This is a genomic window from Streptomyces purpureus (genome assembly GCF_014648195.1).
Classification (GTDB): Bacteria; Actinomycetota; Actinomycetes; order Streptomycetales; family Streptomycetaceae; genus Streptomyces; species Streptomyces purpureus.
Genome location: NZ_BMQQ01000013.1, coordinates 60,345 through 81,419, shown reverse-complemented (window position 1 = coordinate 81,419; position 21,075 = coordinate 60,345). Strand labels below are relative to the sequence as shown.

Here is a 21,075-nt window from a genome sequence, read left to right as displayed (position 1 = left end):
ACCTGTGAGCATCATCAGCAACGACTCAGTGGACCGTCCCATCGGGCTCACCGCGCACAGCGGTATCGACCGCATGGCGCACCACCGCCTCGACGAGGCCTGGCTGTCGGCGGCCTGGAGCCACCCGACGACCCGGGTCTTCGTGGTCTCCGGGGGCCAGGTGCTGATCGACGACACCCCCGACGGCCGCACCGAACTGGTCATGACCCCGGCCTTCGAGGCCCCCGTCACCGAGACCCACCGGTACTTCCTGGGCACCGACACCGACGGCGTCAGCTACTTCGCCCTGCAGAAGGACTCCCTGCCGGGGCGCATGGACCAGTCGGCGCGCCCGGCCGGGCTGCGCGAGGCCGGACTGCTGCTGTCGCCCCGTGACGCGGGCCTGATGGTGCACGCGGTGGCGCTGGAGAACTGGCAGCGGCTGCACCGCTTCTGCTCCCGCTGCGGCGAGCGCACGGTCATCGCCGCCGCCGGCCACGTCCGCCGCTGCCAGGCCTGCGGCGCCGAGCACTACCCCCGTACCGACCCCGCCGTGATCATGCTCGTCACCGACGAGGAGGACCGGGCACTACTCGGCCGCCAGGTGCACTGGCCGGAGGGGCGCTTCTCGACGCTGGCCGGGTTCGTCGAGCCCGGCGAGTCGATCGAGCAGTCGGTGGCGCGAGAGGTCTTCGAGGAGGCCGGAGTCACGGTCGGCGAGGTCGAGTACGTCGCCAGCCAGCCCTGGCCCTTCCCCTCCAGCCTGATGCTCGGCTTCATGGCGCGCGCCACCTCGTCCGAGATCAACGTGGACGGGGAGGAGATCCACGAGGCGCGCTGGTTCTCCCGAGAGGACCTGACGGCCGCCTTCGAGTCCGGCGAGGTGCTGCCGCCGTACGGCATCTCGATCGCGTCCCGGCTGATCGAGCTCTGGTACGGCAAGCCGCTGCCGAAGCCCGGTGACGTGACGTGACGTGACGAGCACGGTGACGTGACGTCGACGTGAGGTGAAGACGAAAACCCCCGTCCGGGACATCCCGGACGGGGGTTTTCGGCCATCAGCGGAGCCGGCTCAGACGCCGATCTTCTGCTTGACCTGCGCGAGCGAGGGGTTCGTCAGCGTCGAACCGTCCCCGAAGAGCACGGTCGGAACGGTCTGGTTGCCCCCGTTGGCCTTCTCCACGAACGCGGCCGACTCAGGGTCCTGCTCGATGTTGATCTCGGTGTACGCGATGCCCTCGCGGTCCATCTGGCTCTTCAGCCGACGGCAGTAGCCGCACCACGTGGTGCTGTACATCGTCACAGTGCCCTGCATGGCCCGGTGCTCCTTCGTTGGTGGGTGAGGTGCCAGGGGGAGAACGTATGCTCCGGCGCCACCATTCCCGCATTCGTACGACCGGTCGTCCGGGCCTGTGGACAAGCCGCCGCACCGACCCACCCGAACCTGGCAGCATGGCGGGGTGACAGCAGCAACGCACTCCACTCTCTTCCCGCAGGTCCCCGAGACCGCCGACGCGGTGCTCGACGGGCTCGACCCCGAGCAGCGCGAGGTCGCGCTGGCCCTGCACGGCCCGGTGTGCGTGCTGGCGGGCGCCGGCACGGGCAAGACCCGGGCGATCACCCACCGGATCGCCTACGGAGTGCGCGCGGGCATACTCCCGCCCGCCAGTGTGCTGGCCGTCACCTTCACCAACCGCGCCGCCGGCGAGATGCGCGGGCGTCTGCGGCAGCTCGGCGCGGGCGGCGTCCAGGCCCGGACGTTCCACTCCGCCGCGCTCCGCCAGCTCCAGTACTTCTGGCCGAAAGCAGTCGGTGGCGATCTGCCCCGGCTCCTCGAACGGAAGATCCAGCTCGTCGCCGAGGCCGCCGCGCGCTGCCGCGTCCGGCTCGACCGCAACGAGCTCCGTGACGTCACCAGCGAGATCGAGTGGGCGAAGGTCACCCAGACCGTCCCCGCCGACTATCCCGCAGCCGTCGCCAAGACCCATCGCGACGCCCCACGCGACCCCGCCGAGATCGGCCAGATCTATGCGCTCTACGAGCAGCTCAAGCGGGACCGCTCGGTGATCGACTTCGAGGACGTGCTGCTGCTCACCGTCGGCATCCTCCAGGACCGGCACGACATCGCCGACCAGATCCGCCGCCAGTACCAGCACTTCGTCGTGGACGAGTACCAGGACGTCTCCCCGCTCCAGCAGCGCCTCCTCGATCTGTGGCTCGGCGACCGCGACAGCCTCTGCGTCGTCGGCGACGCCAGCCAGACGATCTACTCCTTCACCGGCGCCACCCCCGACCACCTGCTGAACTTCCGCACCCGTCACCCCAACGCGACGGTCGTCAAACTCGTCCGGGACTACCGCTCCACGCCCCAGGTCGTGCACCTGGCCAACGGCCTGCTCAGCCAGGCCCGCGGCCGGGCCGCCGAGCACCGCCTGGAGCTGATCTCCCAGCGCGACCCGGGCCCCGAGCCGGTCTACACCGAGTACGCCGACGAGCCCGCCGAGGCCGAGGGCACCGCCCGCCGCATCCGCGACCTGATCGCCGCCGGCGTCCCGGCCGGCGAGATCGCCGTGCTCTACCGGGTCAACGCCCAGTCGGAGGTCTACGAGCAGGCGCTGGCCGACGCCGGAGTGCCCTACCAGCTGCGCGGCGCCGAGCGCTTCTTCGACCGCCCCGAGGTGCGGGAGGCGGGCGTCGCCCTGCGCGGCGCCGCCCGCGCCGGGGGCAACGACGCCCTGCTCGACGACGCCGACAACCTGCCCTCCCAGGTCCGGGCGGTCCTGTCCACCAAGGGCTGGACCCCAGAGCCGCCCGCCGGCTCCGGCGCCGTCCGGGACCGCTGGGAGTCCCTCGCCGCCCTGGTCCGGCTCGCCGAGGACTACGTACGGGTCAAGCCGGAGGCGACCCTCGCCGACCTGGTCGCCGAACTCGACGAGCGGGCCGCCGCCCAGCACGCCCCGACCGTCCAGGGCGTCACACTCGCCTCGCTGCACGCGGCGAAGGGCCTGGAGTGGGACGCGGTGTTCCTGGTCGGCCTCACCGAAGGCATGATGCCGATCACGTACGCCAAGACCGACGAGCAGGTCGAGGAGGAGCGCCGCCTGCTCTACGTGGGCGTCACCCGGGCCCGGGTCCACCTCTCCCTGTCCTGGGCGCTGTCCCGCTCGCCCGGCGGACGGGCCTCCCGCCGGCCGACCCGCTTCCTCACCGGCCTGCGGCCCGGCTCCGGTGCCCTCGGCGCTCGGGGCACGGGCGGGGGCGGCGGCATCGAGCGCGGCAGCGCCAGCGGCAGGCGCAAGCGCCGGGGGCCCGTGCTCTGCCGGGTCTGCGGCACCACGCTCACCGACGCCGGTGAGATGAAGCTGATGCGCTGCGAGGGCTGTCCCTCCGACATGGACGAGGCGCTCTACGAACGGCTGCGCGAGTGGCGCTCGGAGCAGGCGAAGGAGCTGGGGCAGCCCGCGTACTGCGTCTTCACCGACAAGACGCTGATGGCGATCGCCGAGACGGTGCCCTCCACCGACGGGGAGCTTGCGGGCATCTCCGGCGTCGGCGCCCGCAAGCTGGACCGCTTCGGCGCCGATGTCCTGGCCATCTGTGCAGGTGAGGAGGTTGGAGGAGGCGACGAGGAGGACTGATGCAAACTCGTCGAAAAAATAGTTTGCGCCCGCCTGGGGAAGCCCCATAGGTTCTTAACCACGGAAACAGCGACTTCTCTGAAGCCGTGTCTCCGTGCTGTACTTATCCGAATACGTGTGGGACCGGCTCACCCCGATCCCCCTGAGACGCCGAGAGGAGGCGATTCCAGTGATCAGCTACATCAACAGCACCACCGTCCGCACCGACAAAATGACCGATCGCTCGGTCGTCTCCGCCTGCTCGCTCGGCCTCTCCGGTTCGGCGTTCATTGGCACCGGTGTGTCCGGCTTCGCGTTCCTGCGTCCGGCCATGCTTCTGGCGGCTCTCCCCGTCATGGAGCGCAATGAGCGACCGACCAAGGCACTGGAAGCAGGAGTAGCGGCGGGCGAGGCCAAGGCCTACGCCTTCGCGGCGACCGGTGCCGAAACCAAGCAGCAGACGACGCAGCACCACACGATGTGGGCCTTCCGTGGGCTCGAACCCTGGAGTGATCCAGCCTGATCCATGATCAGGCCGGCGCCTTCAGGGCCGCGGAACCCCACCCGGGATCCGCGGCCCTTCTGTTTTGCCCGAACGGGCGGAGCAGACCGAAGGGGCCTCGGGACAGCGCAAGACCCGGTACCAGCCGACACCCGGCCCAACAGGCCGGAACAACAGACGAGGAAGAACACCCCGTGCAACTCGAAGCGCACGCCCCGTCCGTACCGCCTTCCGAAACGATCCCCCCGCCCGGCCTCACGGAGGACTTCACCTTGACCCCCCTCACCGCGCTCACCGCGCTCGACGACGCCATCGAGAACCTCGGCGTACCCGTCCCGTGTCGTTCCTACGACCCGGAGGTCTTCTTCGCCGAGTCGCCGGCGGACGTCGAGTACGCCAAGTCCCTCTGCCGGACCTGCCCTCTGATGGAGGCCTGCCTGGCGGGCGCCAAGGAGCGGCGTGAGCCGTGGGGTGTCTGGGGCGGCGAGCTGTTCGTCCAGGGTGTCGTCGTGGCCCGCAAGCGGCCGCGTGGCCGCCCGCGCAAGAACCCGGTCGTCGCGGCATGACCGCCACCGGAACCATCGACCGACCCCTCACGCACGATCCCCAGAAGCAGGCCCCGATGTCCTCTTCCACGAGCGAGCCGTCCGGCTCCGCCACCCCAGCTGTCACCACCATCGGCGCGAACGCCTCGCGTCAGAACAGGACCCGTGAGATGCAACTCATTCCAGAAGCCCTGGCCCGTGCGCATATGCACGACCGCATGAGGGAAGCGGACGCGGAACGTCAGGCCGTACGCCTGGTCGCCGCCCGGCGCATGCAGCGCCGCGCCGAGCGCGTCTCCATGCGCGCCCGCCGCGCGCTGGCCATGGCTGTCATGCACTGAATACCCAGGAAGCTCACCAGCTGAGCATCCCCGCGGGGGCCGGTCCGAACGGACCGGCCCCCGCGGTGCGTTGCCCCGGCCGCGGAGCCCCGCGCGGTTATCGTCTTCAGGGTGCTGAGTAGTGACTCCGGTGGAGACGCCCGGACACCCGAGGAGAGCAAGAGCATCGCCTGCGCCCGCTGCGGCCGGGTCGCCGACACGCTTCCGGTGACCTGGACCTGCTCGGTGGAGAACGGCCGCCGCGAGTACTTCTGCGAGGCGTGCGCCCGCGCCAACATCAGAGCGATCGAGGGCCGGCTCGACTCGTCCTGGTGGTGATGGCGCGGGCCGCCCCCCGGTCAGCCCTCCGCCACCGCCTGCGGCTCCGGCGCGTCCGGCTCCGTCTCCTCGTCCTGCGGCAGGAACCCCGGCAGCCACTCCTCCAGCTCGTCCCGCAGCCGGACCGTCGCGTTCAGCTGACAGAGCACCCCTATCGTGCTCAACGTCACACGGTGGATCAGCAGATACGACGGCGGCAGATTGAGCTGCTTGCCCAACTGATGGGCGGGGGAGCGCGGGTCGGCGATACGGGCGGCCTGGTTGCGGATCCACTCCCGGGAGAAGGCGAACGCGTCCACCTCCGCCGGCTCGATGATCGGCAGCAGATACTCGAGCACCGCGTCCGGGTCGAGTGCGATCTTCTCCTTGACGAAGCCCTCTTCGCGCAGCAGCTCGTAGACCGTCTCGGCCTCACCCGCCAGGGTCATCCGCAGACAGACCCCGATCGTCTGCGGCAGCCCGCCGGGCAGCCGGTCCACCGTGCCGAAGTCCAGCACCCCCAGCCGCCAGTCCCCAGAGGCCCCTTCCTCGCCGTCGTCCGCCCCTGCCGCGGGCAGCAGCCGGAAGTTCCCCGGATGCGGATCGGCGTGCAGCAGCCCCGTACGGGCCGGACCGGAGAAGAGGAACCGGGCCAGCAGCTGACCCGCCCGGTCCCGCTGCTCCTGCGTGCCGTCCGCGACCACCTCGGCGAGCGGGATGCCGTCGATCCACTCCGTCACCAGCACCTGGTCGGACTGGTGCACCACATCCGGCACCACCACATCCGGATCGTCCGCGAACTCCGCCGCGTGCTCCCGCTGCGCCTGTGCCTCCAGGGCGTAGTCCAGCTCCTCCGACACACGGTCCCGCAGCTCCGTGATGAGCGGCTTGATGTCCATGCCCGGAACCAGCGGGCCCAGCAGCCGGGCGAAGCGGCTGAGCTGGGTCAGATCGGAGAGCAGCGCCTCACCGGCCCCCGGGTACTGCACCTTCACGGCCACCTCGCGGCCGTCGTGCCACACCGCCCGGTGCACCTGGCCGATCGACGCCGCCGCCGAGGGCTTGTCCTCGAACTCCAGGAACAGCTCACGCCAGTCCTCACCCAGCCGCTCCGCGAGGACCGCGTGGACCGTGCGCACCGGCATCGGGGGCGCCGCCTCCTGAAGCTTGGTGAGCGCCGCGCGGTACGGGCCGGCCACCTCCTCGGGCAGCGCCGACTCGAAGACGGACAGCGCCTGCCCGAGCTTCATCGCCCCGCCCTTGAGCTCACCGAGCACCTTGAACAGCTGGTCGGCGGTGCGCTGTTGCAGCTCGCGGGCGACGATCTCGGCGGACTTCCCGCCGATCCGCTTGCCCAGGCCCCACGTGGCCCGACCGGCGAAGCCCAGTGGCAGCGCGGCCAACTTGGCGGTCCGGGTGACCGCCTTCCGGGGTAGATCAGACATGCGCCCCTCCAAATCCCAGACTGCTGTGCCGCGTTCGACGCCGAGGTCGCGTACCGGTGGCCGTTACCCCGCCATTGTGTCGTGCGCGGCTCCGCCGCCCGAGGCCCGCTCCCCTTCTCCGTCAGCAACGGCGCCGCAATCACACCCGGCGTACGGCACCACCCGCTCCGAACGCCATTCCAGCAACGGCGAGGAGGTCTCCCAGCGCGCGCCGACACTCGCCGGCAGCTCACCGTCGAGAAACGCCAGGGCGTGCGCCGCGGCGAGCCCGGCCACCACCGTCGCGAGCCCCAGGTCGCAGGCGGGCACGGCGCCCGGCCCGCCGGACCGCCACTGCGCCAGCATCCGCGGCCACACCGGCTCCCGGTCCGTCCGCTCCCGCTCCATGCACCCGGCGCAGGCCGTCCCGCCGGGCAGCACCAGCGGGCCCACCACTCCGGTCGCCTCGGCCACCCCCGCGTACAGATGGGGGGTGCCGGCCGCGACCCACTCCCCGGCCGGCACCGGGTCGGGCAGATACGCCCCCAGCCCGTCCCTCGGCGCCACGACGATCAGCGAGACGGGCCGCCCGGCGCCCGCCCCCGGCGCGTCGGCCGCCTGCCGGGCCCGCGGCACCCGCCCGCCCGGCGCCGATCTCCCCACGAGCCGCCGGGCCGCAGTGGTTCTGCGCTCACCCACCGCCTCCGGCGGCAGCCCGCCCGGCGACACGTCCCAGGGCTCCACCGGCCCGCTGTCCAGCACCTCCACGCGTCCCACCCCGGAGGCCGACAGCAGCGCCGCCACCGCCGCCCCCACCCGCCCGGCACCGCGCACCTGCACCCGCGCCGTCCGCCGCGCCGACCAGCGCCGCACCGCACCGTCCGGCTCCCGGTGGACCACCGAGAGCGACTCCAGATCGGCGCGCACCGGATCCGGCTCCCCGCCGCGGCGACCGGAGGCAGCGGCGCCCTCTCGGCCCGCCGTCGCGTCCGCGAGAAGCCCCGCCGCGGCCAGTCTGCTCACCAGCACGTCCACCCGGTCCTCGTCCAGCCCGAGCGCCCTGCCCTCCTCGCGCAGCAGATCGATGCCCCGAGTCCCGTCCATCAGCCCGATGAGGCTGCCGGTGGTCGTGTCCACCGGACCGACCACGACCGCGTGCGCCGGTGTCACACCGAACTGCACGTACTGAAGATTCCGCCAGGCGCGGCGCAGCGCCGGCTTGACCATCGGATGCATTTCCGCCCCCCGGTACTTTCATGATCACTCGCTGTGGTGATCTCCGCCGTCAGAATGCCTCGGCGGCGCGAAGGCCACGGAAAGTTGTCCACAGGGGCGGGGTATTAGTCGTTCAAATGGTGTACGACGTGGGTGGATCCCGTCCGAACCGTCCTGGAGGCGGGACTTCCTCCGCTGACAGCGGGTAACGTCGGGGCGTGCCCGCCGACCCACAGCGCAGCGAGACAAGGAAACCGCCCCGCGGGTCGGGGACGAGTGCGGTCGAGGTCCGAAGGAGCTCCCGGCGGAGCAGAACAGTCTCCGCCTACCGGGAGGGCGACCGGACCATCGTGCTCATCCCCGCCCGGATGTCCGAGGCGGAGGAGCATCGCTGGGTGACCGTGATGCTCGACAAGCTCGCCGCCCAGGAGAGCAAGCGCATGCTGGGCGACGTGGAACTGGGCGAGCGCGCCGAGCGGTTGTCGGACCAGTATTTCGGCGGCAGGGCGCGCCCCACCTCCGTGCGGTGGGTGACGAACCAGAACACCCGCTGGGGTTCGTGCACCCCTTCCGAGGGCAGCATCCGTCTCTCCCACCGGCTCCAGGGGATGCCCGAGTACGTCGTCGACTATGTCCTCGTCCACGAGCTCGCCCACCTCCTCGTCCCCGGGCACGGTCCCGACTTCTGGCGGCTCCTGGAGGCCTACCCGCGTACCGAGCGGGCCCGTGGCTACCTCGAAGGCGTCGTCGCCGCCGAGCGGTTGCCGCATCTGCCGGCCGCTCGCGGAGAGTGACATTCGTCGATCCTGTAGCGAATCCGTCCCGACTTGGCTCAATGTCGTCGCCAGCCGTTAGCCTGACGCGACGCATTCACATTTCGGGATGGGGGACGGTCGTTACGCATGGCCAGGGAATTCCAACGGGGCCACAAGGCCAAGATCAGTGATCTCACTTCCGGGACCGACCTGTACGTGGGCGTGCAGATCGCGGCACCCGGGCTGACCTTCGACATCAGCTGCTTCGGCCTGGACGCCGACGAACAGCTTTCCGACGACCGGTATTTCGTCTTCTTCAACCAGCCGAAGTCACCCGAGGAATCCATCCAGCTCCTGGGCGCACAGGCCGGTGACACCGAGTCCTTCCGGGTCACGCTGGACCGCATCCCGGCCTCGATCCACAAGCTGTCCTTCACCGCCACCATCGACGGCGACGGCCAGATGTCCCAGGTCGGCCCCGGCTACATCCGGATCGTCGCGGGCGGCGAAGAGGTCGTGCGGTACTCCTTCACGGGCTCGGAGTTCACCACCGAGCGCGCCGTGATGCTCGGCGACTTCTACCTCAAGGACGTCTGGCGCTTCGCCGCCGTCGGCCAGGGCTTCGACGGCGGACTGGCCGCGCTGCTGCGCAACTTCGGTGGCGAGGTCGCCGAGGAGGAACCGGCCGCTCAGCCGCCGCAGGCGGCCCCCGGTTTCGGTCCGCCGCCCGGCGGCTCCGCGGCGCCCGGCTTCGCCGCCCCGGGCCCGGCGGCGGCAGCCCCGGCCCCCTCGTTCGGCGCGCCCGCGCAGCCTCAGCAGGCCCAGCCCGCGCCGTCCTTCGGCGCCCCGGCCGCCCCGGCTCCGGCCCCGGCGCCCGCTCCGGTGCCGCCCGCGCCCCAGCCCGTGCACGGCGCGCCCACGATCGCGGCGCCGATGGCCCCGCCCGCGGCCCCGTCTCCGTACGGCCAGCCGCCCCAGCCGCCGCAGTTCGGGCAGGTCCCCGGCCAGGCCGCGCCGCCCGCCGCCCCGTCCCCGTACGGCCAGCCCGCGCCGGCCGGCTACGGTCAGCCGCAGTACGGCCAGCAGCCCCCCATGGGCATGCCGCCCGGCGGCATGCCGCAAGGGGCCCCGCAGGGCGGCGCCGGACTCGCCGCCGCGCTCGCGCCGTACAAGGAGGCCGCCACCGGCCAGCGCTGGACCCCGCAGAACCAGCAGCTCATGCGGGTCGACCTGGCCATGGGCGGCGTTCCCGTCCTCGCCCGCCAGGGCAGCATGGTCATGTACCAGGGCAAGGTCGAATTCGGCTACAAGGGCGCCGGGTTCGCCGGCCGTATCGTCGGTAACGCCACCGGCCAGGAGATGCAGCTGATGCGCTGCACCGGTCGCGGCCAGGTATTCCTCGCCGAGACCGGCTCCCATCTGCACCCCATCGAGCTCCAGGGCGACGCCATCTGCGTCTCCGCGGAGAACGTCCTCGCCTTCGACGAGTCCCTCCAGCACGAGGTGCGCCGCATCGAGGGCCACGGCATCCCCGGCGGAGCCCTGTTCACCATGCAGTTCCAGGGCACCGGCACCGTCGTCGTGAAGACCCACGGCGTCCCCGTCGTCCTGCCCGTCACGCCGACCACGTTCGCCGACTGCAACGCCGTCGTCGCCTGGTCCGCCGCCTCGCAGGTGATCCTCTCCAGCCAGGTCCGGCTGCGCCGCAACGCCTACCCCGGCCACAGCGGAGAGACCGTCAACCTCCAGTTCCGGGGAGCCCCCGGCAACTTCATCGTCGTCCAGCCGTACGAGGTCTGAGGGAGCCCGAAGACATGAACCAGCAACTAGCGGGCTACGCCCCCACCCCGATCGCGGCCCGGATGGAGAACCACGGCCGCTCCATGCTGAAGGTCGCCATGGCCTCCGGCCAGGACCTGTTCGCCCGTACCGGCTCGATGGTCGCCTACGAAGGCTTCATCCAGTACGAGCCCAACCCGCCCGCCGCCCGCCAGGTCGCCTCCCAGTGGATCACCGGTGAGGGCGCGCCGATCATGAAGTGCTCCGGCGACGGACTGCTCTACCTCGCCGACTACGGCGCCGACGTCGTCGTCATGAACCTCAACAACGACTCGCTCTCCGTCAACGGCACCAACCTCCTCGCCTTCGACGCCCACCTCCAGTGGGGCGTCGAGAAGGTCAAGGGCCTGGCCAAGTTCGCCGGCCAGGGGCTGTGGAACGTCCAGATCTCGGGTACGGGCTGGGTCGCCCTCACCTCGCGCGGCACGCCGATCGTGGTCGACTGCGGCCGCGGCGAGGACGAGACGTACGTCGACCCGGACGCCCTCGTCGCCTGGTCCCCGGAGCTGAAGGTCAAGGGCAAGCGCAGCTTCAAGGCCTCCTCCCTGATCGGACGGGGCAGCGGGGAGGCCTACCAGATGGCCTTCTCCGGACGCGGCATCGTCGTCGTCCAGCCGAGTGAGGACAGCACCGACCGTCTGCGGATCCGGGGCTGAGGGGGAGCGAGAACACCATGCAGAGCCCGCTTTTCAACCACGCCGAGCAGCAGAGCCAGGAGCGGTACGTCGTACAGAACCCGCAGCTGCTGCGGGTCGCGCTCACCGGCCACGACGACGTCCTCGCCCGTAAGGGCGCCATGGTCGCCTACCAGGGACTCGTCGACTTCGACGGCGAATACCAGACCGGCGGCCAGCGCCGGGCCCGCGCCAACACCGGGGAGGGCCTCGACCTGATGCGCTGCTCCGGCCAGGGCACGGTCTACTTCGCCAACCTGGCCCAGTACATCCACGTCGTGGACGTCGACCAGGAGGGCATGACCGTCGACAGCGCCTACGTCCTGGCGCTGGACTCGACCCTGCACACCGAAGTGATCGCCGTGGACAGCCAGTACGGCATCTCCGGATCGGGCAAGTACCAGCTCAACATCTCCGGCCGCGGCAAGGTCGCCCTGATGACCTCGGGGCAGCCGCTGATGATGCAGGTCACGCCCGACAAGTACGTCAACGCCGACGCCGACGCGATCGTCGCCTGGTCCTCCGGGCTGCGGGTGCAGATGCAGGCGCAGACGCACTCCTCCGGTGTGATGCGGCGCCGCGGCAACACCGGCGAGGGCTGGGAGCTCAGCTTCCTCGGACAGGGCTTCGCCCTGGTCCAGCCCAGCGAGGTCATGCCGCCGCAGAACGCGCAGATCGGGCAGGGCGTGCGCGCCCAGTTCGGCGCCGGGCAGCACGGCTCCCACGCCCAGAACCAGAACAACGCCTGGAACTGATCCCAGGGAGCGCGTAAGGGGCGGCCTCCAGGGAGGCCGCCCCTTACGCGCTCCCTTATCGCATCCGCTGTGGCCTCAGAGCCGGGCGCGAGTGTGCTCCAGCAGCCGGACCACCGACGCGTCGGCCACCTCAGCCACCTCGTCGTAGCCGAACCAGCGCAGATCCAGCGACTCGTCACTGATCGCCTCGACCGCGTCGGCCGGCGCCAGCGCCGCGTACTGCACATCCAGATGCCAGTGGCACGGCGCCGGAATGGGGTGCCGGTCCAGACGCACCGGCCCGCCCGGCAGCAGCGTCAGCCCCCGCACACCCGACTCCTCGACGGCCTCCCGCAGCGCGGCCGCCTCGACCGTCGCGTCGCCCGGCTCGCAGTGACCGCCCATCTGCAGCCACATGCCCAGCTTCTTGTGCAGCGTGAGCAGCACCCGCCCGCGCTCCGGATCCACCACCAGCGCACTCGCCGTGAGGTGCCCGGCCCCGCAGGTCTTCCACATGCCGTCCGGGTGGGCGTCCAGATGATCGAGATAGACTTGGCGCAGCTCCGGCTGGTTCTCGTACGCCTTCAGTACGAGAACGGCGTCATCGTGCAGGGTCACTTGTCGGTGTCGTCCTTGCCGTCCTCGTCGGCCCGCTCGGCCGCCTCACCCAGCATCTTGTCGAGCTCGGAGAAGTCGAGCTGCTCGCGGTGGACGAAGCCGTCCGGGTCGTCCAGGTCGGACGCCGTCGGCAGCATGTCCGGGTGGCCCCACAGGTCGTCCCGGCCGTCCATCCCGCGCGCGTCGGTCAGCGACGCCCACAACCGGGCGGCGTCCCGCAGCCGGCGCGGACGCAGCTCCAGACCGATCAGCGTGGCGAAGGTCTGCTCGGCCGGCCCGCCCGTGGCCCGGCGGCGGCGCAGCGTCTCGCGCAGCGCGTCCGCCGACGTCAGCCGGGTCTTCGCGGCCTCGTGCACCACCGCGTCCACCCAGCCCTCGACCAGCGCGAGGGCGGTCTCCAGACGGGCCAGCGAGGCCTTCTGCTCCGGGGTGTCCTGCGGCTGGAACATGCCCTGCTGCAGCGCCTCCTGCAGCTGCTCGGGGTGGGTCGGGTCGAGCTGGCCGACCGCGTCCTCCAGCTTGGAGGTGTCGACCTTGATCCCGCGCGCGTACCCCTCGACCGCACCGAACAGGTGCGAGCGCAGCCACGGCACGTGGGCGAAGAGCCGCTGGTGGGCGGCTTCCCGCAGGGCCAGGTAGAGCCGGACCTCGTCCTTGGGCACCCCGAGGTCCTTGCCGAAGGTCTCGATGTTCAGCGGCAGTAGCGCCGCCTTCCCGGCCGGGCCGAGCGGCAGACCGACATCGGTCGAGCCGACGACCTCGCCCGCGAGGGCGCCCACGGCCTGCCCGATCTGCTGGCCGAACATCGCGCCGCCCATCGAGCGCATCATGCCGATGAGGGGGCCGGCCATGGCCTGCATCTCCTCGGGCAGCACATCGCCCATGGCCGCGCCGACCCGCTCGGCCACCGGGTCCACCAGCTGCTGCCACGCGGGCAGGGTCGCCTCGACCCACTCCGCGCGGCTCCACGCCACGGCGGTGTTCGCCCCCGACGGCAGGGAGGTCACCTGGTCCAGCCACAGGTCGGCGAGGCGCACCGCCTCCTGGACGGCCGTCTTCTCCGCCGGGCCGACACTGGCGTCCTTGGTGCCGTCCGACGTGCCCTGCGCCACGGTCTGCCGGGCGATCTGCTTGGCCATGTCCCAGTTCACGGGACCGCCCTCGTAGCTCAGCATCTGGCCGAGCTGCTGGAAGGCCGCACCGAGGTCGCTGGGGTTCAGGGACCCGAACATCGCGGCGAACGGATTGTCCGCGCCGCCCGGCAGGCCGCCAAACCCGAAGGGGTCGCCGCCCGACCCCTTGCCACCTCCGGCGGGGTCCTTCTTCCTGCCCTCGTCGCCGTTCTCCGGCTCCTCCGGCGGAAGGCCGAATCCGAATGGGGTGTCACTCACGGGTTTCCTCGGCTCGTAGGGCCGCCGGCTCTTCGCCGGCGGCGACTGCCCGACAACACCACCAAGCCTAGACATCGAGGCCGGATAAGGCCTCAGTGCTTCGCCGCCTCGCGGCCTGCGGCAGGATGGACGCTACCTGGTACGTACGCGTCATTCACGTACGTACTGAAGACAACCGCTGGAGACGCCCGGTGAGTTCCCCAGATCCGCAGGTTCGCGCAGCGCGAAACCTCTCAACCCGGTCCGCCGCGCGCGGCCCCGTCGTCGCGGTCACCGGCGCCGCTTCCGGTGTCGGTGAGCTGCTGACCCGGCGCCTCGTCGCGTGCGAGGAGATCAAGCAGGTCATCGCCATCGACGAGCGCAGGGGCGAGATCCCCGAGGCGCAGTGGCACATCCTGGACGTACGTGATCCGGCCATCGCCGAGAAGCTGCGGGGCGCCGACGTCGTCGTGCACCTCGCCGTCGACCTCGACCTGGAGACCGACGCCGCCGCCCGGACCGCGTACAACGTGCGCGGCGCCCAGACCGTGCTCACCGCGGCCGCCGCGGCGGGCGTGCACCGGGTCGTGCTGTGCACCTCGGCGATGGTCTACGGCGCGCTGCCGGACAACGACATCCCGCTCTCCGAGGACGCCGAGCTCCGCGCCACCGCCGAGGCCACCGGCGTCGGCGACCTGCTGGAGATCGAACGCCTCGGCCGCCGCGCGCCCCGCGCCCACCCCGGTCTCAACGTCACCGTCGTCCGGCCCGCGGTCCTGGTCGGCGGCACCGACACCGCCCTCACCCGCTACTTCGAGTCGCCGCGCCTGCTCGTGGTGGCCGGATCCCGGCCCACCTGGCAGTTCTGCCATGTCGAGGACCTGGTCAGCGCCCTGGAGTACGCGGCGCTCGAGAAGGCCGACGGGGAGTTCGCGGTCGGCTGCGACGGCTGGCTGGAACAGGAGGAGGTCGAGGAGCTGAGCGGAATCCGGCGCATGGAGCTGCCCTCGGCCGTCGCCCTCGGCGCCGCGGCCCGGCTGCACCGCATCGGACTGACCCCGTCCCCGGCCGGCGACCTCGCCTACACCATGCACCCGTGGGTGGTCAGCGTCGGACGGCTGCACGACGCGGGCTGGCGGCCCCGGTGGACCAACGAGGAGGTCCTCGCGGCGCTGCTCGAAGAGGTCCAGGGCCGGCACACCCTCGCCGGCCGCCGGCTCGGCCGCAAGGACGCCACCGCCGCCGGAGCCGCCGGCGCGACGGTCGCGCTGCTCGGCACGGCCGCGCTGGTACGCCGCGCCCGCAAGCGCCGGGGTCTGTGAGGAAGCGGCCCCCGGAAGGGCGGCACGGAGGTCTGTAGGACCCTCCTACGGAGGGTCCGCACCGCCGGTCGAAAACGCTATTCCGGGATGTCGTGGCCGTACGGCACCATGGACCGCATGGCACCTACGCACGATCATCCCGGTGAGCAGGCGGCGGCGGATCCCATCAGGCTGCTCGCCATCCGTGACACCCCGCTCTCCGTCGACGAGGTCTTCCGGGCCGTCGGCGACGACGCGGCCGGCGGCACCACGCTCTTCGTCGGGACCGTGCGCAACCACGACGGCGGCGCCGACGTCGACGCCCTTGGCTACTCCTGCCACCCGACGGCCGAGGCCGAGCTGCGGCGGGTCGCCGAGAAGGTCGTCGCGGACTATCCCGTACGCGCCCTGGCCGCCGTCCACCGAGTGGGCGATCTGACGGTCGGCGATCTGGCCGTCGTCGTCGCCGTCTCCTGCCCACACCGCGGCGAGGCCTTCGAGGCCTGCCGCAAGCTGATCGACGACCTCAAGCACGAGGTGCCGATCTGGAAGCACCAGCAGTTCTCGGACGGCACCGAGGAGTGGGTCGGGGCCTGCTGAGGCCCCGACACACCGCTCGGACCTGGCAAAACGTCCCGTGAAACACCCTGCGGTGGCATCCGCCCCAATTTGCGTAACCGCCCCCCTGGCAGCAGCGTTGAAGCAGCGGATGGCTAGTCTGCTGATCACTCATTGCGGTCACTGATTGCGGTCGCTCATTTGGGGATGGGAGGACGGGATGGCAGTGCTCGCCTGGTTGCTGATTCCGCTTTTCGCCGTCGTAGGCGCGGCGATATGGGCGAGCTGGGCCTCGAGGAACCGAACTGCCGGGGACGTCGCCGAGCTCGCCGGTTACGCGCGGTTCCGTGACGCGATGGAGAAGTCCCATTCCGGTCCGGGACCTGCCTGACCCCCGCGCCCACCGTACGCAGTTGCCACGTCTCCGGCCTCTCTCCGCCGGCCGCCTCGTACGGACCGCCCGGACGGTGCGTTGACAGACCCGTCCCGTACTGTCGTTCCATGCCACGCCGCACTGCGACGATGCTCGCCTCCACGCTCGTTCTGATCACCCTGCTCTGTGTCGGCGTCCTTCTTCCGGTGCCGTACTCGGAGATGAGCCCGGGCCCGACCGTCAACACGCTCGGCGAGGCAGACGGCGAGCCGGTGCTGCAGATCAGCGGCCGCGAGACGTACCCCACCAGCGGGCACCTCAACATGACCACGGTCAGGGTCACCAGCGCGGACTACCGGATGAACATCGTCGAGGCGGTCTACGGCTGGCTGGCCCATGACAACGTCGTGGTGCCGCACGACACGCTCTACCCGGACGGCAAGACCGAGGAGCAGTCCACCCAGGAGAACGCCGAGGAGTTCAGCCAGTCCCAGGAGAGCGCCAAGGTCGCGGCGCTGGGCGAGCTCGGCGTCCCGGTCACCACGCGCGTGGTGGTCGCCTCCGTGCAGAAGGACAGCCCGGCCGAGGGCACGCTGCACGCCGGAGACGTGATCAAGGCGGTCGACGGTACGCCCGTCACACAGCCCGACGACGTCGCCAAGCAGGTCGTCAAGCGCAAGCCCGGGCAGAAGGTCGTCTTCACCATCGTCCCGGCCAAGGACGCGGCGGCCGCCGAGAAGGCCGGCAAGGCGCCCACCACCACGAGGAACGTCACCATCACCACGGCCAAGTCCCCGGAGGGGGACCGGGCGATCGTCGGCATCCGGGCCGGGACGGACCACGTCTTCCCGTTCACCATCGACATCAAGCTCGCCGACGTCGGCGGACCGAGCGCCGGTCTGATGTTCGCCCTCGGCATCGTCGACAAGCTGACCCCCGGCGAGCTCACCGACGGCAAGTTCATCGCCGGCACCGGCACCATCGACGAGAAGGGCAAGGTCGGGCCGATCGGCGGCATCGACATGAAGCTGGTGGGCGCGCGCAACGCGGGCGCGCGCTACTTCCTGACCCCCGCCGACAACTGCGCCGCGGCCGCGACGGACACCCCCGACGGCCTGGCCCTGATCAAGGTCGACACCATCGACGACGCGACGAAGTCGCTGGAGAAGCTCCGCAAGGGCGACCTCGCCTCCCTGCCGCGCTGCACCACGAGCTGACGGCGAGCGGCGCCCCCGGGGCCCGTACGCGGCACGGACCCCGGAGACGTACGGCCTAGGCCTCGAAGGTCGCCGACAGCGCCTCGGCCAGGCCCGGCACCAGGTCGGCGCCGGTGAGGACCTCGTTGGGGGAGTCCTTCTCACGCAGCCGCAGCGCGGACTCCCGGGCCCCGTCGCGCAGCACGGCGACGGTCATCCGGACCTCCTGGCGGTCCGGGTGCTTGGCGACCCACTTGGCGAGGGCGGCCTCGCTGAGGTTCTCCGGGACGGACGCCTCGGCCGACGGAGGCAGCATCAGCCGCTCCACGGTCAGCGCGCAGCCGGCCACCGCGTCGGGCCAGGCGATCGTCCCGAGGAACTCGTCGAGGGCCTGCCCGGCGGGCAGCTCGTCCTGCTCGATCGGGGTGAGGGGGGCGGCGTCGTCGCCGCCGTCCAGGCCGAGCTGGGCGGCGAGCGCCGGCTCCTGGCTGCGCAGCTGGGCGGTGTCGACAAGGGCGAAGAGCCGGGCCGGCTGGTCCCAGCCGAGACCGGAGGCGTACTCGTCGATCTCGAGCACGGCACGGGTGAGGGGACTCGCGGCCATCGGGGGGCCGGAGGAGGAAACGTTGGACATGGTCAATATCCTGCCTCGTTATCCCCCCGAGACGGGAACTAGGTAAAGCCTCAGTAAGTTGCATCAGTGGGCCCTAGCATCGCGGGGGCCCGCTTCACACGACCGCGAACTTCGAGGGGCGCACGTTGGCTTTCCAGATGCCGGACCGCGGCGGAGGCCCGACCGGGCCACGGATCAGAGTCGGCCGGCCCTCCCGCCGGGCCCGCACCCTGCTCATGACACTGGGTGTGCTGGCCGTGCTGGCCATGGCGTTCGTCATGTTCGCCGGGTTCTGGACGGACTGGCTGTGGTACCGCTCGGTCCACTACTCGACCGTCTTCACCACCACACTATGGACCAAGATCGGCCTGTTCGCCGTGTTCGGCCTGCTGATGGCGGCCGCCGTCGGCCTGAACATCTGGCTGGCACACCGGCTGCGCCCGCCGCTCAGCGCGATGTCGCTGGAGCAGCAGAGCCTCGACCGGTACCGCATGGGCCTCGCGCCGTACAAGAAGTGGGTGCTCCTCGGGATCACCGCCCTGGTCGGGCTGATCGCCGGCGCCTCCGCCTCCGGCCAGTGGCGCACCTGGCTGATGTACGTCAACGGCGTGCCCTTCGGCCAGAAGGACCCGCAGTTCAAGCTGGACGTGGCGTTCTACGCCTTCGACCTGCCTTGGTACCGCTTCCTGCTCGGCTTCGGCTTCGCGGCCACCGTCCTGTCCCTGATCGCCGCGGCGCTCACCCACTACCTGTACGGCGGGCTGCGCATCACCAGCCCCGGTGCCCGGGCCACGGCGGCGGCCACCGGCCACCTGTCGGTGCTGCTGGGTGTCTTCGTCTCCCTCAAGGCCGTGGCCTACTGGCTCGACCGGTACGGCCTTGCCGTGAAGTCCAGCGACTTCAAGGCGACCGGCAACTGGACGGGTCTGCGGTACGTCGACGCCAACGCCTATCTGCCGGCGAAGACGATCCTCTTCTGCATCGCGGTCATCTGCGCCGTGCTGTTCTTCGCCACGCTGTGGCGCCGGACGTGGCAGCTGCCGGTGATCGGCTTCGGTCTGATGGTGCTGTCGGCCATCCTGATCGGCGGCCTGTACCCGGCCATCGTGCAGAAGTTCCAGGTCCAGCCGAACGAACAGGCCAAGGAAGCCCCGTACATCAAGAAGAACATCGACGCGACGCGCCAGGCGTACGCCATCGGTGACACGACGCCGGAGAACTACTCGGGCAAGTCCACGGTCAAGGCCAAGGACAAGCTCCGCAACGACGCCGACTCGGCGGCGGCCTACCGGCTGCTCGACCCGAACATCGTCTCGCCGACGTTCCAGCAGCTGGAGCAGAAGCGGAAGTACTACCAGTTCCCGACGACCCTCGACATCGACCGCTACCAGGGCAAGGACACCGTCGTCGGCCTGCGGGAGCTCAACATCAAGGGCATCCCGAAGCGGAACTGGATCAACGACCACTTCACCTACACCCACGGCTATGGCGCGATCATGGCCACGGGCACCACGACCGACGCCAACGGCTCGCCGGTCTTCACCGAGGCCGGGCTGCCGACGAGCGGCCAGACCCCCAAGTACCAGCAGCGGATCTACTACGGCGAGAAGACCGACCAGTACTCGATCGTCGGCGGGCCGCAGAAGGAGCTGGACTACGAGGAGAACGGCGAGAAGACCACCAGCTACGAGGGCAAGAGCGGGGTCAACCTCTCCAACGCGTTCAACCGGGCCGCCTACGCGGTGGCCTTCAGTGAGCCGCAGATCCTCTACTCGGGAGCCATCGGCGAGGGCTCGCGGATCCTGTACAACCGCACACCCAAGGAGCGGGTCGAGGCCGTCGCGCCCTGGCTGACCATCGACGGCGACGCCTACCCGGCGGTCGTCGACGGCCGGATCCAGTGGATCGTCGACGCGTACACGACCACCAACGGCTACCCGTACGCGTCGCGCACCACGCTCGGCGAGACCACGGCGGACGCGCTGACCGTCGGCAACCAGCAGCGCACGGTCGTCGCCCAGCAGAACCAGGTCAACTACATCCGCAACTCGGTGAAGGCCACCGTCGACGCCTACGACGGCACGGTGAACCTCTACCAGTGGGACACCAAGGACCCGGTTCTCAAGACCTGGATGAAGGCGTTCCCGGACACGGTGAAGCCGCGTGCCGAGATCAAGCCGGGCCTGATGCAGCACCTGCGGTACCCGCAGGACATGTTCAAGGTCCAGCGCGAGCTGCTCACCCGCTACCACGTCGAGGACCCGGCGCAGTTCTACAGCGGCAGTGACGCCTGGCAGGTCCCGGACGACCCGACCAACAAGGACGGCAACGCGGTCCCGCCGTACTACCTGAGCATGAAGATGCCCGGGGACCAGCAGCAGCGGTTCTCGCTGACGACCACGTTCACCCCCAACGGGCGGCCCAACCTGGGCGGCTTCATGGCGGTCGACGCGGACGCCACGAGCAAGGAGTACGGCCGGATAAGGCTGCTGAGAGTGACCTCGGACGTGCCGGGCCCGGCACAGGTCCAGAGCAAGCTCAACGGTCTGCCGTCGGTGGCCCAGTTCGTCCGGGACATGAAGGGTGCCGACTCCGACATCCAGTACGGCAATCTGCTCACCGTGCCGCTGGACGGCGGGTTCCTCTACGTCGAGCCGGTGTACGCCCAGGGCCGCAACGCGCTCTACCCGCTGTTGAAGAAGGTGGCGGTGTCGTACGTCGACGCGGACCAGCCGGACGGTGACACCACCAAGGACACCACGGTGTTCGAGAACACCCTCGGCGAGGGGCTGAACGCGGTCTTCGGGGTGGAGGGCGCCAAGCCCACCCCGCCCCCGCCGGGCGAGACCACGCCCAAGCCGCCGGCCACCGCCGACGCCGCCCTCAACCAGGCGATCGCGGACGCGCAGAAGGCGTACGCGGACGCCGAGGCGGCGCTGAAGAAGGGCGACTGGACGGCGTACGGCAAGGCGCAGGAAACCCTGCAGGACGCGATCCAGCGTGCGGCGGACGCCAGCGCGAAGCTGAAGGCGGCCCAGAAGCCGACCGGATAGCGCGCCGGGCTCCGGCCGGGGCCGGATCGGCCCCGGCCGGAGCCCCCTCCACACCGTGATACGGTTGGTTC

At 70.9% G+C, this 21,075-nt stretch carries 20 protein-coding genes; 14 read left to right on the top strand and 6 right to left on the bottom strand.

The features are described from left to right. Positions 1 to 4: 4 nt before the first annotated feature. Positions 5 to 952 carry an NAD(+) diphosphatase gene (nudC, locus tag IEZ01_RS18155; protein ID WP_019889263.1) on the top strand — a complete coding sequence of 316 codons (948 nt, stop codon included), beginning with the start codon at positions 5 to 7 and terminating at the stop codon, positions 950 to 952. Positions 953 to 1,051: 99 nt separating this feature from the next. On the opposite strand, the gene IEZ01_RS18150 is transcribed toward nudC, so the two are convergent. Then, positions 1,052 to 1,294 carry a mycoredoxin gene (locus tag IEZ01_RS18150; RefSeq protein ID WP_019889264.1) on the bottom strand — a complete coding sequence of 81 codons (243 nt, stop codon included), beginning with the start codon at positions 1,292 to 1,294 and terminating at the stop codon, positions 1,052 to 1,054. 145 nt (positions 1,295 to 1,439) lie between these two features. Between IEZ01_RS18150 and IEZ01_RS18145 the strand changes: the two genes are divergently transcribed. The 5 genes from IEZ01_RS18145 (at position 1,440) to IEZ01_RS18125 (ending at position 5,302) form a co-directional block, all read left to right on the top strand. Beyond that, the gene (locus IEZ01_RS18145; protein ID WP_028797949.1) at positions 1,440 to 3,617 is read left to right on the top strand and encodes an ATP-dependent DNA helicase UvrD2; all 2,178 of its coding nucleotides are present in this window, start codon (positions 1,440 to 1,442) and stop codon (positions 3,615 to 3,617) included. A gap of 169 nt (positions 3,618 to 3,786) precedes the next feature. Next, positions 3,787 to 4,119, top strand: a complete 333-nt coding sequence (locus IEZ01_RS18140; protein WP_019889266.1) for a hypothetical protein — start codon at positions 3,787 to 3,789, stop codon at positions 4,117 to 4,119. 173 nt (positions 4,120 to 4,292) lie between these two features. Next, the gene (locus IEZ01_RS18135) at positions 4,293 to 4,664 is read left to right on the top strand and encodes a WhiB family transcriptional regulator (protein WP_019889267.1); all 372 of its coding nucleotides are present in this window, start codon (positions 4,293 to 4,295) and stop codon (positions 4,662 to 4,664) included. After that, complete coding sequence (locus IEZ01_RS18130) at positions 4,661 to 4,984, top strand: putative WhiB-interacting protein (protein ID WP_019889269.1); 324 nt, start codon at positions 4,661 to 4,663, stop codon at positions 4,982 to 4,984. Before IEZ01_RS18135 ends, IEZ01_RS18130 begins: the two co-directional genes overlap by 4 nt. A gap of 111 nt (positions 4,985 to 5,095) precedes the next feature. Then, complete coding sequence (locus tag IEZ01_RS18125; RefSeq protein ID WP_019889270.1) at positions 5,096 to 5,302, top strand: hypothetical protein; 207 nt, start codon at positions 5,096 to 5,098, stop codon at positions 5,300 to 5,302. A gap of 20 nt (positions 5,303 to 5,322) precedes the next feature. Here the strand turns inward: IEZ01_RS18125 and IEZ01_RS18120 are convergent, their stop codons facing one another. Both IEZ01_RS18120 and IEZ01_RS18115 read right to left on the bottom strand, forming a co-directional pair. Then, positions 5,323 to 6,726 carry an ABC1 kinase family protein gene (locus IEZ01_RS18120; RefSeq protein WP_189202605.1) on the bottom strand — a complete coding sequence of 468 codons (1,404 nt, stop codon included), beginning with the start codon at positions 6,724 to 6,726 and terminating at the stop codon, positions 5,323 to 5,325. 63 nt (positions 6,727 to 6,789) lie between these two features. Then, entirely contained in the window at positions 6,790 to 7,941 is a 1,152-nt protein-coding gene (locus IEZ01_RS18115; RefSeq protein ID WP_189202603.1) for a ThiF family adenylyltransferase, read from the bottom strand. 197 nt (positions 7,942 to 8,138) lie between these two features. Between IEZ01_RS18115 and IEZ01_RS18110 the strand changes: the two genes are divergently transcribed. The 4 genes from IEZ01_RS18110 to IEZ01_RS18095 all read left to right on the top strand — a co-directional run bounded on the left by IEZ01_RS18110 (position 8,139) and on the right by IEZ01_RS18095 (position 11,943). Continuing rightward, positions 8,139 to 8,714: a M48 metallopeptidase family protein gene (locus IEZ01_RS18110; RefSeq protein ID WP_078513406.1), complete on the top strand. Its 576-nt coding sequence runs from the start codon at positions 8,139 to 8,141 to the stop codon at positions 8,712 to 8,714. Positions 8,715 to 8,822: 108 nt separating this feature from the next. Further along, positions 8,823 to 10,475: a TerD family protein gene (locus IEZ01_RS18105; RefSeq protein ID WP_189202601.1), complete on the top strand. Its 1,653-nt coding sequence runs from the start codon at positions 8,823 to 8,825 to the stop codon at positions 10,473 to 10,475. A 14-nt stretch (positions 10,476 to 10,489) separates the two neighbouring features. After that, positions 10,490 to 11,170, top strand: a complete 681-nt coding sequence (locus IEZ01_RS18100; protein WP_189202599.1) for an AIM24 family protein — start codon at positions 10,490 to 10,492, stop codon at positions 11,168 to 11,170. Between the two features lie 17 nt (positions 11,171 to 11,187). Then, a complete protein-coding gene (locus IEZ01_RS18095; RefSeq protein ID WP_189202597.1) occupies positions 11,188 to 11,943 on the top strand; it encodes an AIM24 family protein in 756 nt (251 codons plus the stop codon). A 75-nt stretch (positions 11,944 to 12,018) separates the two neighbouring features. On the opposite strand, the gene IEZ01_RS18090 is transcribed toward IEZ01_RS18095, so the two are convergent. Further along, complete coding sequence (locus IEZ01_RS18090; protein ID WP_189202595.1) at positions 12,019 to 12,540, bottom strand: NUDIX hydrolase; 522 nt, start codon at positions 12,538 to 12,540, stop codon at positions 12,019 to 12,021. Further along, positions 12,537 to 13,931, bottom strand: coding sequence for a zinc-dependent metalloprotease (locus IEZ01_RS18085; RefSeq protein ID WP_019889281.1), 1,395 nt, complete (start codon positions 13,929 to 13,931; stop codon positions 12,537 to 12,539). Before IEZ01_RS18085 ends, IEZ01_RS18090 begins: the two co-directional genes overlap by 4 nt. Before the next feature lie 191 nt (positions 13,932 to 14,122). Between IEZ01_RS18085 and IEZ01_RS18080 the strand changes: the two genes are divergently transcribed. From IEZ01_RS18080 to IEZ01_RS18070, 3 genes are all read left to right on the top strand, one after another. Beyond that, positions 14,123 to 15,232 carry an SDR family oxidoreductase gene (locus tag IEZ01_RS18080; protein ID WP_019889283.1) on the top strand — a complete coding sequence of 370 codons (1,110 nt, stop codon included), beginning with the start codon at positions 14,123 to 14,125 and terminating at the stop codon, positions 15,230 to 15,232. 117 nt (positions 15,233 to 15,349) lie between these two features. Then, positions 15,350 to 15,811, top strand: coding sequence for a molybdenum cofactor biosynthesis protein MoaE (locus IEZ01_RS18075; protein ID WP_028797951.1), 462 nt, complete (start codon positions 15,350 to 15,352; stop codon positions 15,809 to 15,811). Between the two features lie 459 nt (positions 15,812 to 16,270). Further along, on the top strand, positions 16,271 to 17,359 hold the full coding sequence (locus IEZ01_RS18070) for a YlbL family protein (protein ID WP_028797952.1): 1,089 nt from the start codon (positions 16,271 to 16,273) through the stop codon (positions 17,357 to 17,359). 55 nt (positions 17,360 to 17,414) lie between these two features. On the opposite strand, the gene IEZ01_RS18065 is transcribed toward IEZ01_RS18070, so the two are convergent. Then, positions 17,415 to 17,972, bottom strand: a complete 558-nt coding sequence (locus IEZ01_RS18065; protein WP_189202593.1) for a PPA1309 family protein — start codon at positions 17,970 to 17,972, stop codon at positions 17,415 to 17,417. 137 nt (positions 17,973 to 18,109) lie between these two features. Between IEZ01_RS18065 and IEZ01_RS18060 the strand changes: the two genes are divergently transcribed. Then, positions 18,110 to 21,004: a UPF0182 family membrane protein gene (locus IEZ01_RS18060; protein WP_019889288.1), complete on the top strand. Its 2,895-nt coding sequence runs from the start codon at positions 18,110 to 18,112 to the stop codon at positions 21,002 to 21,004. The last annotated feature ends 71 nt before the right edge of the window (positions 21,005 to 21,075 follow it).

What these genes read in the sequence shown, in the direction of transcription:
- IEZ01_RS18150 (WP_019889264.1), bottom strand. Translation starts at nt 1,294, where the DNA reads ATGCAGGGCACTGTGACGATGTACAGCACCACGTGGTGCGGCTACTGC.
- IEZ01_RS18130 (WP_019889269.1), top strand. Translation starts at nt 4,661, where the DNA reads ATGACCGCCACCGGAACCATCGACCGACCCCTCACGCACGATCCCCAG.
- IEZ01_RS18120 (WP_189202605.1), bottom strand. Translation starts at nt 6,726, where the DNA reads ATGTCTGATCTACCCCGGAAGGCGGTCACCCGGACCGCCAAGTTGGCC.
- IEZ01_RS18115 (WP_189202603.1), bottom strand. Translation starts at nt 7,941, where the DNA reads ATGCATCCGATGGTCAAGCCGGCGCTGCGCCGCGCCTGGCGGAATCTT.
- IEZ01_RS18105 (WP_189202601.1), top strand. Translation starts at nt 8,823, where the DNA reads ATGGCCAGGGAATTCCAACGGGGCCACAAGGCCAAGATCAGTGATCTC.
- IEZ01_RS18100 (WP_189202599.1), top strand. Translation starts at nt 10,490, where the DNA reads ATGAACCAGCAACTAGCGGGCTACGCCCCCACCCCGATCGCGGCCCGG.
- IEZ01_RS18095 (WP_189202597.1), top strand. Translation starts at nt 11,188, where the DNA reads ATGCAGAGCCCGCTTTTCAACCACGCCGAGCAGCAGAGCCAGGAGCGG.
- IEZ01_RS18075 (WP_028797951.1), top strand. Translation starts at nt 15,350, where the DNA reads ATGGCACCTACGCACGATCATCCCGGTGAGCAGGCGGCGGCGGATCCC.
- IEZ01_RS18070 (WP_028797952.1), top strand. Translation starts at nt 16,271, where the DNA reads ATGCCACGCCGCACTGCGACGATGCTCGCCTCCACGCTCGTTCTGATC.
- IEZ01_RS18065 (WP_189202593.1), bottom strand. Translation starts at nt 17,972, where the DNA reads ATGTCCAACGTTTCCTCCTCCGGCCCCCCGATGGCCGCGAGTCCCCTC.
- IEZ01_RS18060 (WP_019889288.1), top strand. Translation starts at nt 18,110, where the DNA reads ATGCCGGACCGCGGCGGAGGCCCGACCGGGCCACGGATCAGAGTCGGC.